The sequence below is a fragment of the Blastococcus sp. CT_GayMR16 genome (genome assembly GCF_004570875.1).
In the GTDB taxonomy this organism is placed as follows: domain Bacteria; phylum Actinomycetota; class Actinomycetes; order Mycobacteriales; family Geodermatophilaceae; genus Blastococcus_B.
In genome coordinates this window covers 96,208-108,927 of the sequence record NZ_SPQK01000010.1, presented here as the reverse complement: position 1 = coordinate 108,927, position 12,720 = coordinate 96,208, and the positions used below count along the sequence as shown (strand labels likewise).

13 protein-coding genes are annotated in these 12,720 nt (G+C 73.6%); 7 read left to right on the top strand and 6 right to left on the bottom strand.

The genetic code is table 11. From position 1 onward, the window contains the following. Positions 1 to 67 precede the first annotated feature (67 nt). Positions 68 to 391 (bottom strand): hypothetical protein, encoded by a 324-nt coding sequence (locus E4P38_RS12685; RefSeq protein ID WP_135132174.1) that lies wholly within the window; start codon positions 389 to 391, stop codon positions 68 to 70. A 37-nt stretch (positions 392 to 428) separates the two neighbouring features. Continuing rightward, positions 429 to 647, bottom strand: coding sequence for a hypothetical protein (locus E4P38_RS12680; RefSeq protein ID WP_135132173.1), 219 nt, complete (start codon positions 645 to 647; stop codon positions 429 to 431). Between the two features lie 239 nt (positions 648 to 886). Between E4P38_RS12680 and E4P38_RS12675 the strand changes: the two genes are divergently transcribed. The 4 genes from E4P38_RS12675 to E4P38_RS12660 are packed head-to-tail and all read left to right on the top strand — an operon-like array spanning position 887 to position 4,295. Then, positions 887 to 2,203 (top strand): DUF222 domain-containing protein, encoded by a 1,317-nt coding sequence (locus tag E4P38_RS12675; protein WP_245160989.1) that lies wholly within the window; start codon positions 887 to 889, stop codon positions 2,201 to 2,203. Beyond that, positions 2,200 to 2,742, top strand: a complete 543-nt coding sequence (locus E4P38_RS12670) for a hypothetical protein (protein ID WP_135132172.1) — start codon at positions 2,200 to 2,202, stop codon at positions 2,740 to 2,742. The genes E4P38_RS12675 and E4P38_RS12670 overlap by 4 nt, the downstream gene beginning before the upstream one ends. 42 nt (positions 2,743 to 2,784) lie before the next feature. After that, a complete protein-coding gene (gene upp / locus E4P38_RS12665; RefSeq protein WP_135132171.1) occupies positions 2,785 to 3,408 on the top strand; it encodes a uracil phosphoribosyltransferase in 624 nt (207 codons plus the stop codon). 2 nt (positions 3,409 to 3,410) lie between these two features. Next, on the top strand, positions 3,411 to 4,295 hold the full coding sequence (locus E4P38_RS12660) for a Gfo/Idh/MocA family oxidoreductase (protein ID WP_135132170.1): 885 nt from the start codon (positions 3,411 to 3,413) through the stop codon (positions 4,293 to 4,295). Between the two features lie 7 nt (positions 4,296 to 4,302). Here the strand turns inward: E4P38_RS12660 and E4P38_RS12655 are convergent, their stop codons facing one another. From E4P38_RS12655 to E4P38_RS12640, 4 genes are all read right to left on the bottom strand, one after another. Then, a complete protein-coding gene (locus tag E4P38_RS12655; RefSeq protein WP_135132169.1) occupies positions 4,303 to 5,928 on the bottom strand; it encodes a phospho-sugar mutase in 1,626 nt (541 codons plus the stop codon). Beyond that, positions 5,925 to 6,746 (bottom strand): NAD(P)-dependent oxidoreductase, encoded by an 822-nt coding sequence (locus E4P38_RS12650; RefSeq protein ID WP_135132168.1) that lies wholly within the window; start codon positions 6,744 to 6,746, stop codon positions 5,925 to 5,927. The genes E4P38_RS12655 and E4P38_RS12650 overlap by 4 nt, the downstream gene beginning before the upstream one ends. A 76-nt stretch (positions 6,747 to 6,822) precedes the next feature. Beyond that, complete coding sequence (locus E4P38_RS12645; RefSeq protein ID WP_135132167.1) at positions 6,823 to 7,629, bottom strand: purine-nucleoside phosphorylase; 807 nt, start codon at positions 7,627 to 7,629, stop codon at positions 6,823 to 6,825. A 20-nt stretch (positions 7,630 to 7,649) separates the two neighbouring features. Continuing rightward, positions 7,650 to 7,919, bottom strand: a complete 270-nt coding sequence (locus E4P38_RS12640) for a hypothetical protein (RefSeq protein WP_135132166.1) — start codon at positions 7,917 to 7,919, stop codon at positions 7,650 to 7,652. Positions 7,920 to 8,139: 220 nt separating this feature from the next. Between E4P38_RS12640 and E4P38_RS12635 the strand changes: the two genes are divergently transcribed. From E4P38_RS12635 to E4P38_RS12625, 3 genes are all read left to right on the top strand, one after another. Further along, the gene (locus tag E4P38_RS12635; RefSeq protein WP_135132165.1) at positions 8,140 to 10,206 is read left to right on the top strand and encodes a BTAD domain-containing putative transcriptional regulator; all 2,067 of its coding nucleotides are present in this window, start codon (positions 8,140 to 8,142) and stop codon (positions 10,204 to 10,206) included. Between the two features lie 75 nt (positions 10,207 to 10,281). Next, positions 10,282 to 11,469: a glutamate--cysteine ligase gene (locus tag E4P38_RS12630; protein WP_135132164.1), complete on the top strand. Its 1,188-nt coding sequence runs from the start codon at positions 10,282 to 10,284 to the stop codon at positions 11,467 to 11,469. After that, positions 11,466 to 12,698, top strand: a complete 1,233-nt coding sequence (locus E4P38_RS12625) for an amidohydrolase (protein ID WP_135132163.1) — start codon at positions 11,466 to 11,468, stop codon at positions 12,696 to 12,698. The genes E4P38_RS12630 and E4P38_RS12625 overlap by 4 nt, the downstream gene beginning before the upstream one ends. Positions 12,699 to 12,720: the final 22 nt, after the last annotated feature.

Genomic DNA, 12,720 nt, shown 5'->3' with positions numbered 1-12,720 from the left:
TCCCCTGCGGGGTGTCACTGCCGGAAACCGCTCACCCCGGGGGAGTGGACCGTCCGCGGCGGGCTGGTCAGCCGAAGCGGAACCGTGGGAACTGCCAGCTGAACGTCGGCCACGGGGAACAGGTGCCGTCCGCCGGGCCGGTGCCGCCGACGTTGCGCCGCTCGAACAGAGATCCCACGCAGGTGCAGGCGGCCGGGCCGGTGCCGCCGACGTTGCGCCGCTCGAGGAAGGGCATCCAGCAGGTGCAGGCGGCCGGGCCGGTGCCGCCGACGTTGCGCCGCTCCCCGGGCGCGCAGACTCCTGGCGTCGCCGCCGCAGGCGAGGCTGTGACGGCGACCCCGGCGAGGGCGAGCCAGGTACCCATGGCCAGCATGCCCAGTTGGCGTCTCATGACGTCCTTTCCTTGTCCCTCGCGGCCGTGTCTCCCGCTAGCCGGCCGGGCAGGTGCCGCCCACGTTGCGACGTTCGAGGCTGTCCTGCTTGAACCAGCCGTTGTGGTTCCCGGGGTGGGCGTTGGTGCTCGCGCCGACGCAGTAGTTGTGGACGCTCCTGGGACTCGGCGCTGCGGCCGCAAAGCCCGCGCCGACGACGCCTCCCGTGACCGTGAGGGCGACCGCCGTCACGAGAAGAGCCAGCTTGCGCGGCATGTCTGTCCGTCCGTCGGGGAGCCGGGATGGCGGAACGCTAGCGCCGGAAGCCCCGCCTGCCCAGCCCTGACTTGATGGTCTTCAGTCATCGGAGGACGGCGGATCGGCGGTCGGCTCGCGAGTCCGGCGTCGCAGCCTCCCGTGTGTGGGCTTCGCAAGGGCCTCTCGGCATCTGTGTACAGGCCGCTGAGCTGGGGATTCAGGTAGAAGAGAGCCGCGCGGCCGGGTATCATCCATACATGTGTTCGAACACTTCCGGCGATGCCCTGGCGGATCTGGAGGCCGTGTTGGACCGCCTCGCGGTCGAGGACACCACGGCGATGTTCGGGCCACAGGTGCTGGACCGGACGAGGCGGTTGCTCAGGGCGCAGAACCGGATCGACGCGCAGGTCGCCCGCTCCGTCCGCGAGGGCGAGCTGACCCAGGCGGCCGAGACCGACGGGCTGGCGACGATGCAGTCCTGGCTGCGTGGGCACGCCCGGCTCTCGCCGGCCGCCGCGCACCGGCTGGTCCGGATCGGGCGGGCACTGGACCATCTGCCGGCAGTGGCAGCCTGCTTCGCCTCGGGCCGGATCACGGCTGAACAGGTCACCGCGATCGCCCCCGTCACCCGCGACCAGAACCAGGCCGCCGCTGCCGAGCAGGACGTCGACCTCGCGGCGGTCGACGCCACGCTGGCCGAGCTCGCCGCCAACCGGCCCTACCAGCAGCTGACGCGGGCGGTGCACCACTACCTCGACCGACTCGACCCCGACGGGTCCGAACCCGACCCGACGGAGGGCCGGTGGCTGACCTTGTCCAAGCTGCTGGACGGGAGGCTGGTTCTCCGCGGCGAACTCGATGCCGTCGGCGGGGAGAAGGTGCAGGCGGCGCTGGAGTCCTACGTGCAGGCCGATCGGCCCGCCGGTGACCAGCGCAGCCGCGCCCAGCGGCTGGGTGACGGGCTGGTGCAGTGGGCCGACGTGGCTCTGGCGTCAGGACAACTCCCGGTGCTGCGCACGGTCAAGCCGCACGTGCAGGTGCTCATCAACATCGACGACCTGGTCGACCCCGGGACCGGCCCGGGCGCCGGGGAGATGGGCTTCGGGGCGATGATCTCCGCCTCCCGCGCCCGCTGGCTGGCCTGCGACGGGAACATCAGCCGGGTGATCATGGGCCCCCACGGGCAGGTGCTCGACTACGGCCGCAGCAAACGGATCGTCCCGCCTGCCCTCCGCCGTGCCGTCGAGGTCCAGGACCGGCACTGCATCTTCGCCGGCTGCGAGGCCCCCACCCACTGGTGCGACGTCCACCATCCGCCCATCCCCAGGGGCCCGCGGCGAGCTTGCGAGTCGTGGGGAGGGGGTGGTCCTTTCGCACACCAAGGTCCACCACGGCTTCCGGGTCGAACGACAACCCGACGGCCGATGGCGAACCTGGCGACCCGACGGCACCGAGATCCTGATGCCCGACCCGGAATTCTCCAGCGGTTGACCTGTGCCGCCGGTACGGTCGCGCCCCGACCGGGACGTGAGGAGGACGCATGGCGAGGCGGCGAAATCGAGACCGTCCGATGACGGCCAGGCTGGCCCGCGTCCGGAGGAGCCTCGACTACTCGGTCGAGCGACTTGCCCGGGACCTTGCCCAGGACGGGTACCTCGCCGAGCAGGACGACGACGGAACGATCCTGCTGCGGGAGGACGACGTCGAGACGTGGGACCCGCCCGTTCGACTGGCCTTCACCGATGCCGGGCTCCGGGGGCACCTGCTGTCCATGGCTCAGGACGCGCAGGAAGTCTTCCCGGACGTCGATGCGGTGCAGGCCGCCTACCAACTCCTCCACGTCCACCTCGATGAGGAAGTGGCGACGAGTGTCATGGCCGGATCGAGCGTCACGATCGGACCGAGGGGGCTCGACGTCGATCCGGTGCGCGAGCCGGAACCATGGCCCGATCTGGACCCCGACGGCGGCTACGGGTGGGTGGCCAGCCCTCCGGAGGGATGCGACGGCACCCTCGAGTTCCTGAGCCCGGAGCAGGTCGGCGCCCGGTATGGAGCGCTTCACGGTCGTGACCCTGATCTTTCGCAGCAGAGGGGCGGGCCGCCTCGTGCGTAGCGGGCGGTTCCCCCTGTTCCGGCTGCCGATACGGTGTCGCGCGTGCAGCTGACCGTGGTGGACCACCCGCTCGCCCGTGCCCGGCTCTCGCGCATGCGGGACGAGCGAACCGACAACGCGGCCTTCCGGGCCGCGCTGCGGGAACTCACCCAGATGCTGGTCTACGAGGCCACGCGCGATCTCGTCGTCGCCGAGGAGCCGATCCAGACGCCGGTCACCGCCACGACCGGCTACCGGCTGGCCGCTCCGCCGCTGATCGTTCCCGTCCTCCGCGCGGGACTCGGGATGGCCGACACCGCGCACGGGATGCTGCCGGAGTCCCAGATGGGGTTCGTGGGCCTGGCCCGCAACGAGGTCACGTTCGAGCCCGAGGCCTACATGGCTTCGCTGCCGGAGTCGCTGGTCGACCGCGAGGTGTTCGTGCTCGACCCGATGCTGGCCACCGGAGGCTCGCTGGTGCACTGCTGCGGGCTGCTGACCGCCCGCGGCGCCACCTCGATCACCGTGCTGTGCGCGCTCGCCGCGCCGGAGGGCATCGAGCGGTTGGAGCAGAGCGGGCTCCCGCTGCGGGTCTTCACCGCCAGCGTCGACGAGGGCCTCAACGACAAGGCGTACATCGTCCCCGGCCTCGGAGACGCAGGCGACCGCCAGTTCGGCGCGGTCTGACCATGCGCTTCGGCGTGCTCGGCACCGGCTTCTGGGCTCAGCACGTACACGCCGCAGCGCTTGCTGCGCACCCCACGGCCGACCTGGTCGGTGTGTGGGGGCGGGACGTCGCGAAGGCCAAGGCCGTGGGTGCGGAGTTCGACGTCGCCGGGTTCGCCGACGTCGACGAGCTGCTGTCCCAGGTGGACGCCGTGACGATCGCCCTCCCGCCGGACGTGCAGGCCCCGCTCGCCGAGCGGGCCGCAGCGGCCGGCAAGCACGTGCTGCTGGAGAAACCGATCGCGCTCGACGTCGCGGGCGCCGACCGGGTGGTCGATGCGGTGCGCGCTGCCGGGGTCGCCTCGGTCGTGTTCTTCACGTTCCGGTTCCAGGCGGCGACGTCGACCTGGATGCAGCAGGCGGCCCGGACGACCCTGGCCGGGGGGCACGGGTCGTGGTTGGGCTCCCGGGAGAACAGTCCCTTCGACGCGTCCCCCTGGCGTGATCAGCACGGGGCGCTCTGGGACATCGGGCCGCACGCCCTCTCCCTGCTGGTACCGACGCTCGGGCCGGTCGTGTCGGTGCAGGCCGGCGCCGGGCTGCGCGACACCGTCCACCTGGTCCTGCAGCACGAGTCCGGGGCCGCCTCCACCGTGTCGCTCTCGCACACCGTGGCGGCCTTGTCGTCGGGGATCGAGTTCTTCGTGCACGGCGACGCCGGCCGGCTGGTGCTCTTGCCCGAGACCGGCGCGGCCAACGAGGCGTTCGCGGTCGCCGTCGACGAACTCACCGTCGCGGCGTTGACCGGCGGCGCCCACCCGTGCGACGCAGCCTTCGGGCGGGACGTCGTGGCGGTGCTGGAGACGGCGCAGCGGGCGCTCGCATCCGGCTGCCGCGAGACCGTCTGAGCGGCGTTCAGAGCCCGAGCGCTACCGACATCTCCGCGCGGAGCTGATCCAGCTCGTCCTCGCCCCGCCCACGCGCGGCGATCAGCCCCGCGTCGTCGTGCACCGGCACGACCGTCTCCAGGTACGCCTTCAGCTTCGGCTCCGTGCCGCTGGGCCGGACGATGACCCGCACGCCGTCGCCGAGCAGCCGCACTGCGTCGACCGGCGGCTCCTCGAGCGCCAGGTCGGCATACGCGACGTCGCGACCCAGCAGCCGCGCAGGGGGTTCGGCACGCAGTCGCGTCATCGCCCCGGAGATGATCGACAGGTCCTCCACGCGCACCGACAGCTGCCCGGTCACGAACAGCCCGTGCTCGGTCGCCAGCTCGTCGAGCCGGTCGAGCAACGTCCGGCCGTCGGCCTTGAGCTCCGCGGCCAGCAGGGCGACGGCGAGCGCCGCCGAGATGCCGTCCTTGTCCCGCGCCACCGTGGGCGAGACCGCGTAGCCGAGTGCCTCCTCGTACCCGAACACCAGCGGTGCGTCGGGCGCACCGGCACGGATGATCCACTTGAACCCGGTCGGGGTCTCGGCCGACGGCTGGCCGGCCGCCGCCGTGATCACGTGCATCAACGAGCCGCTGACCAGCGACGACGCGTAGGTGCCGCGCACGTCCCGGCGGAGCAGCCAGTCGGCGAGCAGTGCGCCCACCTCGTCGCCGGTGAGCTGACGCCCCCCGCAGACGACGGAGCAGCGGTCGGCGTCCGGGTCCTCGGCGATCGCCACGTCGGCGCCGATCCGCGTGGCCAGGGCCTTCAACAGGTCGACGGCGCCGGGCTCCTCCGGGTTCGGGAAGGCCACCGTCGGGAACCGCGGGTCGGGCCGGTCCTGCTCCGGCACGCTCACCGGCTCGGGGAGCCCGGCGGCCGCGAACACGGCCCGGGTCGTGTCCGCGCCCACCCCGTGCATCGCGGTGTACGCGACCACGAGGTCGCCGCGGGACGGAACGCGCGCGGGCTCCAGTGCGGACACGACCGCGGCCACGTAGTCGGCCTCGACGTCGTGCCCGAGGGTCAGCCACTCGTCGCTGAGCTGCGCGTCCCGGGCCGGCCCCACCGCGGCGATCGCGGCCTCGATCAGCCGGTCGGCCGGCGGCACGAGCTGGGCGCCGTCACCGAGGTAGACCTTGTAGCCGTTGTCGTCGGGCGGGTTGTGGCTGGCGGTCACCATCACGCCCGCCGCACAGCCCAGGTGGCGGACGGCGAAGGACAGCACCGGCGTCGGCAGCGCCCGCGGCAGCACCTGCACCGCGAAGCCGGCCCCCGCGAGCACGGCCGCGGTGATGTGGGCGAACTCGTCCGACCGTCGGCGCGCGTCGTAGCCGATGACCACCCCACTGCCCGCGTGCCCGTCCTCGGCCAGGTAGCGGCCGAGACCGGACGCCGCGCGCGTGACGACGGCGGCGTTCATCCCGGCCGGCCCGGCGCGCAGCGGTCCGCGCAGCCCCGCCGTCCCGAAGGTCAGGGGACCGGCGAACCGGCGCTCCAGCTCCGCGAGGTTCTCGGCCTCGATCAGCGCCTCGATCTCGGCGCGGTCGCCGGCGTGCGGATCGGCGTCGGCCCAGTCGCGGGCCGTCGCGAGCAGTTCCGCGGTCACGGCTTCTCGAAGTTCTCGGCGTCGAACTCGGGCAGGGTGTACTCCCCACCGACGCGGCCGTGCACCGGATCGCCGAGGTCCGGCTCGCCGTGCACCTCGATCAGCGCCTCGGCGTAGACCTCGGCGTCGTCGGCCGGCTCGTAGCCGAGCGCCTGCGCGGCGGTGAGGTCCCACCAGCGGCGGGTGTTGTTCGAGACGCCCCACACCACGGAGAAGCCCGGGGACGGCGCCTTGAGCGCGGCGTCCACGAGGGAGACGGTGTCGGCGGGGGAGAGCCAGGTCGAGAGCTGCCGCGTCGACGTCGGCTCGGGGAACGCACTGCCGATGCGCAGGCAGACCACGTCGAGTCCGTAGCGGTCGACGTAGAGCGAGCCCAGCGCCTCCATCGTCACCTTGGCGACGCCGTAGTAGGTGTCCGGCCGCGGCGGGGCGTCCACCTCGCGCAGCAGGCCGCCGTCCGGTCGTGGCGTGTACCCGGTGGCGTGGTTGCTGCTCGCGAGCACGACACGGGGGACGCCGGACCGCCGCGCCGCCTCGAGCACGCAGTACGTGCCCTCGATGTTGGCGTGGCTGATCGCCGGCCAGGTCGACTCCCCCGAGATGCCGGCCATGTGGACGACCGCCGAGGCGCCCTCGGTGGCATCGACCATCGCGGCGAGGTCGGTGATGTCGGCGACCAGGTGCTCCTCACCGGGCCGGACGTCTGTGACCGGCACGACGTCCAGACACCGCACCGCCCAGCCGCGCTCGGGCAGCCCGCCGCGCAGCCACGTGCCGATCCGGCCGGCCGCGCCGGTCACCAGGACGGGCCCGCTCACGTGTTCTCCTCGCTGGCGCTCGTCGGCCGCGTTCGCGGCGCTGCTGTGCCTTCTCGTGCGCTCGCACGCTCGCGCATCACAGCCGTCCGATGAACTCGACGAGGAAGGCGCCCAGCCGACCGGCCGCCGCCTTGCCGGCCGCGATGACCTCGTCGGCGTCCAGTGCCTCCCCGGTCACGCCGGCCGCGGCGTTGGTGACCAGCGACAGCCCGAAGACCTCCAGGCCGGCGGCGCGGGCGGCGATCGCCTCGAGCGCCGTGGACATGCCGACCAGGTTCGCGCCGAGGGTGCGCAGCATGCGGATCTCGGCGGGGGTCTCGTAGTGCGGCCCGGGCAGGGCGGCGTAGACGCCGTCGATCAGGCTCGGGTCCAGCTCCGCGGCCAGCGCACGCAGTCGCGGGGAGTACAGCGTCGTGAGGTCGACGAAGGTGGCCCCGACCAGCGGCGAGCGGGCGGTCAGGTTCAGGTGGTCGGAGATGATCACGGCCTGTCCGACGCGGTGGTCGGCGTCGAGTCCACCGGCTGCGTTGGTGAGGATCACGGTCTTCACCCCGGCCGCGGCCGCCGTCCGGACGCCGTGCACGACCGGTTCGACGCCACGGCCCTCGTACAGGTGGGTGCGGCCGAGGAACAGCAGGACCCGGTGCTCGCCGACCCGCACCGAGCGGACCTCCCCGCCGTGCCCGACGGCGGTGGGGGCGGCGAAGCCGGGGAGGTTCCCGATCGCGATGGAGCCCTCGGCAGCGCCGAAGGCGTCGGCGGCCGGCGCCCACCCGGACCCCATGACCACCGCCACGTCGTGCTCGCCGAGGGCGGTGGTCAGGTCCTTGGCCGCGAGGGCGGCGAGGGCGGCGGGATCGGCGACAGAGGAGGGCTGGCTCACGCACGGACGCTAGCGCAGTCCTACGGGATGGTCGGGTCGGCGGCGCAGCCACCCGTGCGGGACAGGTAGCTGGTGAAGGCGTCGGAGACGAGCCGGACGGTGTCGTTGCCGTCCGACATCGATCCCGGCCAGCTCCCGGCCCGCGCGAGGGCGAGCACGCAGTCGTCACGGTCGCCGGGCTGGGGCTCGGCGAGGGCGGCGCCGCTGCCCGCGCCCACCAGGACGGCGGCGGCGGCGATCGTGATCGTGGCGGTGCGGCTACGGCGGGCGAGGGTGTGACGGATGGACATGGCGGTACCTCCAGGGGAGAGGACCGGGACCGCTCGGGCGGCGCGCAGGCGCAGGGCGGGTGGTCGAGGGAGTCCTCGGGGGAACGCTCCGCGAGCGGGAACTTCGCCGGGGGCGTGTCGGTCGACGCCGACACCAGGAGGAGCCCGATCCGCGCCGCGGGGATACAGGGTCGGTGGAGGAGGTCTCCCCGTGCCGCGGTCCGACGCCTACCGTCGGGGCATGCGGATCGCCGTCCTCGGGCCGCTGGAGGTCACGGCGGACGATTCCGCCCCTGTCGACGTGCCCGACGAGGGGGAGCGGCTGCTCCTCGGCGTCCTGGTGGCCGCAGCTCCCGGCGCCATCGCCGAGGAACGGCTGACCGCCTCGCTCGGGTACGACGGGACAGCCGGCGTCGAGACCCTGCGCAGCGATGTCCGCCGCCTCCGCAGCTCCCTCGAACCCGGCCTCCCGGAGCGCTCGAGCGGGCAGTACGTCCTGCGCCGCGGTTCCGGCTACGCGCTGGCCGTGCCCCGGGGGGACGTCGACGCGCTGCGGTTCACCGATCTCGCGGCCCGCGGTCACGCGCAGTTGGCAGCCGACGACGCCGACGGCGCCGAACGGCTCCTCGCGCGGGCCCTCGGGCTCTGGCGCGGCGAGCCGTACGGCGACTGGCCGGACGCGACCTTCGCGGCGGCGGAGCGGCACCGGCTGGAGGCTGTCCGCGCCGGCGCCGAGTGCGATCTCGCGCAGGCACGGGAGCTCCTCGCCTCCCGGCCCGAGGCGCCGCGCGAGATCCCGCGCCCGGTGCGCGAGCGCGTGTGGCTGACGGAGGACCCTCCCGTCGTCGTCCCCGTGGAGCCGCAGGCCCCCGAGACCGAGACCTCACCGGCCGAGGTCCTGCAGGAGGACCACGGCACGCCTGATCCCGGAAGCGCGGCGGGGCACCCCCGTTCGCCTGCGCGTCGGCAGGCGATCCTGATCGGCGGACTCGTGGCCGCGGTCGCCGTCGTGATCGCCACGGCCCGGCTGTCGGCGGGGTCGGAGGGGGCGGCGGATCGGGCCTCGACCGTGGACGAGGCCAACCGGCTGGCCGGCCTGTCGGTCACGGAGGATCGGCTCGACGTCTCCGTCCTCCTGGCGGCCCAGGCGTTCCGCCTGGCCGACACCTCGGAGACCCGCCTGGGGCTGACCGCCGCGGTCGACGGTCACGCACGTGTCCAGCGGGCCGTCTCGTTCACCGGGGGCCCGCAGGACGTCGACCTCTCGGGCAGCAGCACCGTGACCGTCGGCATCGGGCTCTCGCTGGTGCGGTGGTCGATCGGTCCCTCGACCGTGCCCGAGGTGGTCATGGAGGTCCCCCGGGAGTGGGGTGCCTGGTTCGTCACCGCCCCGTCCCCGGTCGAGGGCGTGCTGATGGGCGCGGGCCGGGGCCCGGACGGGTCGTGGCTCCGGATGGTCTCCGCGCTGGACGGGTCGTCCCGGTTGCTGCTCGAGGGCGACCGGGTGGGGGGCCGGCCGATCGACGGCGCGGTCACCGCCGACGGCCGTCGGCTCCTGCTCCTGGTCGCGGAGGCCGAGGCCGCCCCGCCGGGTGAGGCCTCGTCACGCTGGCATGTGATCGAGGTGGACGTCGCGGACGGCACGACGAGGGACACCGGGATCGCAGGTTCGGTCCCCGTGCCCCTCGAGGCCGTGCGCGCCGACTTCGCGGACCACTCCGAGTCCGTCGTCGTGTGGGCCGACAACCCCACTCCGTCCGCGACGCTCGTCCAGCTGGCCGACGGGACCCAGACCCCGGTCGCGACGCGCCCCCGGCCCGTGGGCATCGGGGGGTTCCGGGCGACGCCCACCGGGGCGGCCGCGCTCTGGGACGACGGTCTGATCACCCTCGTCGACCGATCCGGCGTGATCGTCCAGGAGGTCGGCGCCCAGCGGTGGTCGATCCGGGACGTCGCGGTGTCCCCGGACGGCAGCTGGGCCGTGTCCGCTGGGTACGGAGGTGAGATCTTCCGCTGGGACGTCGAACCCGGCACCGGTCGCTGGTTCGGCCGGGAACCCCTGGCCGGCCACAGTGGGGGTGTCGTGGGAGTCGAGATCGATCCGACGGGCGAGCGGCTGGTCTCCGTGTCCGTGGACCGCACGATGATCAGCTGGGACATGAGCCCCGGCGGTGCGCGGGAGTCGACCGGTCCGGAGGACCGGCTGGCCAGCGCATGCCTGATCGCGGGACGGGATCTCACCCGGGCCGAGTGGCGGAGCTACCTCGGGGACCGTCCCTGGCAGGCCACCTGCAGCGACCTGGGGTGAGGGCGCCCGTCCACCGGGCGGGTGATCGTGGTCCGCCGGTCGGTGGGGAGGAGTGATCGAACCTAGACTTCCGACGTGCAGATCCCCTTCCAGTCCTCCGAGCGCGCCAGCCTGGGTGTGGAGTGGGAGCTGCAGCTCGTCGACCGCGACACCCGCGAGCTGACCGCCGGCGCCGTCGAGATCCTCGAGGAGATCCGCCCCGAGGGCGCCGAGGAGCATCCCAAGGCCAAGCACGAGCTCTTGCAGTCGACGATCGAGATCATCACGGGCATCTGCAGCACGGTCGAGGAGGCCAAGGCCGACCTCGCCGAGACCTTCGCCGAGGTCTCCGCCGCCGCCGCGCCCCGCAACCTGGGGCTGATGTGCTCGGGCACCCACCCGTTCACCGACTGGCAGAGCCAGCTCATCTCGCCGAAGGAGCGCTACCTCCAGCTGGTCGAGCGGATGCAGTGGCTCGCCCGGCGGCTGCAGATCTTCGGTGTGCACGTGCACGTCGGCGTCCGGTCGCCGGAGAAGGCCATCCCGATCGTCAACGCGCTGTGCCAGTACGTCCCGCACTTCCTGGCGCTGTCGGCGTCCTCGCCGTACTGGGTCGGCTGCGACACGGGGCTGGCCTCGGCACGCACCAAGGTCTTCGAGAGCATGCCGACGGCGGGGCTGCCCTACCAGCTCTCGGGCTGGGACGAGTTCGAGACCTACATGGAGACCCTGATCTCCACGGCCTCGATCGAGAGCGTCCGCGAGGTCTGGTGGGACGTGCGCCCCCACCCGGGGTTCGGCACCGTCGAGCTGCGCATCTGCGACGGCCTGCCGACCCTCGACGAGATCGGCGCCGTCGCCGCGCTGAGCCAGTGCCTGGTGGAGCAGTTCGACACCCAGCTCGACCGCGGCTACACGCTGCCGCGGCCGGCGAGCTGGATCCTGCGGGAGAACAAGTGGCGGGCGGCGCGCTACGGTCTGGACGCCGACATCGTGGTCGACGAGAAGGGCACCGTCCGGCCGGTCCGGCAGGCGATCCTCGACCTGGTGGAGGACCTCTCGCCGACGGCGAAGCGGCTCGGCTGCGCGGCCGAGCTCGCCGACGTCGAGCGGGTCCTCGCCGTGGGGGCCTCCTACCAGCGGCAGCGGGCGGTGGCGGAGGCGAACGGCGGGGATCTGACCGCGGTCGTGGACAGCCTGCTCGCCGAGATGCGGAACGGACTCCCCGCCGAGGGTCCCGCGGGTCGGCCGGCACCGAGCTCTGCAGGGGGACACGCGGCATGACTCCGGTCGTCGAGAAGCTGGGCTCCGCCGTCGACGACTGGGTGGCTGCGAACCACGCGCAGCTGGTGTCGACGCGGCGGCACCTGCACGCCCATCCCGAACTCGCCTTCGCCGAGTTCGAGACCACCTCCTTCCTCGAGTCGCGGCTGCGGGCCCACGGCCTGGCGCCGCGGCGGCTGCCCACCGGCACGGGCCTGGTGTGCGAGGTCGGTTCGGGCGAGCCGGTCGTCGTGCTCCGGGCCGACATCGATGCGCTCCCGCTCGCCGACCTCAAGGACGTGCCCTACGCCTCCACCCGCGAGGGCATGTGCCACGCCTGCGGGCACGACGTGCACACGACCGTCCTGCTCGGCGTGCTGATCGCGCTCGCCTCGCTGGACGGCCTGCCCGGCACCGTCCGGGCGGTGTTCCAGCCCGCCGAGGAGACCCTGCCCGGCGGCGCGTCCGAGGTGGTCGCGTCCGGGGTCCTCGACGGCGCCACCCGTGCCTTCGCCCTGCACTGCGACCCGTCCGTGCCCGCGGGCAAGATCGGCCTGCGCACCGGCGCGATCACCGCCGCGTGCGACCGGCTGGACGTGACGCTGACCGGCCCCGGCGGGCACACCGCGCGGCCGCAGCTCACCGTCGACCTGGTCGACGCCCTCGGCCGGCTCATCACCGACCTGCCCGCGCTGCTGTCCCGCCAGGTCGACCCCCGCTCGGGGATGTCGCTGGTGTGGGGGGCGGTCAACGCGGGGATCGCCGCCAACGCCATCCCGCAGCGCGGTCATCTCCGCGGCACCGTCCGGGTGCTCGACCGGGACGCCTGGAAGGACGCCGAGGACCTGCTGCGCTCGCTGGTCGAGCGGGTGGCCGCCACCACCGGCGCCATGGTCGACGTCGACTACGTGCGCGGCGTGCCGCCGGTCGTGAACGACCCGCGCGCCGTGGCACTCCTGCGCGCCGCGGCCCTGGAGACCGTCGGCAGCGACCAGCTCGTCCTGTCGCCGCAGAGCATGGGTGGGGAGGACTTCGGCTGGTTCGCCGACGTCATGCCCATCGCGCTGGCCCGCCTCGGCACCCACGGGGGCGGTCCGCCGCTCGACCTGCACCGGGGCACGTTCGACGTCGACGAACGCGCCATCGGCATCGGCGTCCGCCTCATGGCGCGCACCGCGCTGCACGCTCTCGAGGCCGACGCGGCACCCCCTCGCACGGGCCGTCGGGCGCCTGGGGACACTCATAACTGACACACCGTCGACGAGAGGCGGG

Excerpts from the sequence above, each read along its gene's own strand:
- E4P38_RS12660 (WP_135132170.1), top strand. The coding sequence starts at position 3,411 with ATGCGCTTCGGCGTGCTCGGCACCGGCTTCTGGGCTCAGCACGTACAC.
- E4P38_RS12675 (WP_245160989.1), top strand. The coding sequence starts at position 887 with ATGTGTTCGAACACTTCCGGCGATGCCCTGGCGGATCTGGAGGCCGTG.
- E4P38_RS12670 (WP_135132172.1), top strand. The coding sequence starts at position 2,200 with ATGACGGCCAGGCTGGCCCGCGTCCGGAGGAGCCTCGACTACTCGGTC.
- E4P38_RS12685 (WP_135132174.1), bottom strand. The coding sequence starts at position 391 with ATGAGACGCCAACTGGGCATGCTGGCCATGGGTACCTGGCTCGCCCTC.
- E4P38_RS12640 (WP_135132166.1), bottom strand. The coding sequence starts at position 7,919 with ATGTCCATCCGTCACACCCTCGCCCGCCGTAGCCGCACCGCCACGATC.
- E4P38_RS12680 (WP_135132173.1), bottom strand. The coding sequence starts at position 647 with ATGCCGCGCAAGCTGGCTCTTCTCGTGACGGCGGTCGCCCTCACGGTC.
- E4P38_RS12625 (WP_135132163.1), top strand. The coding sequence starts at position 11,466 with ATGACTCCGGTCGTCGAGAAGCTGGGCTCCGCCGTCGACGACTGGGTG.
- E4P38_RS12635 (WP_135132165.1), top strand. The coding sequence starts at position 8,140 with ATGCGGATCGCCGTCCTCGGGCCGCTGGAGGTCACGGCGGACGATTCC.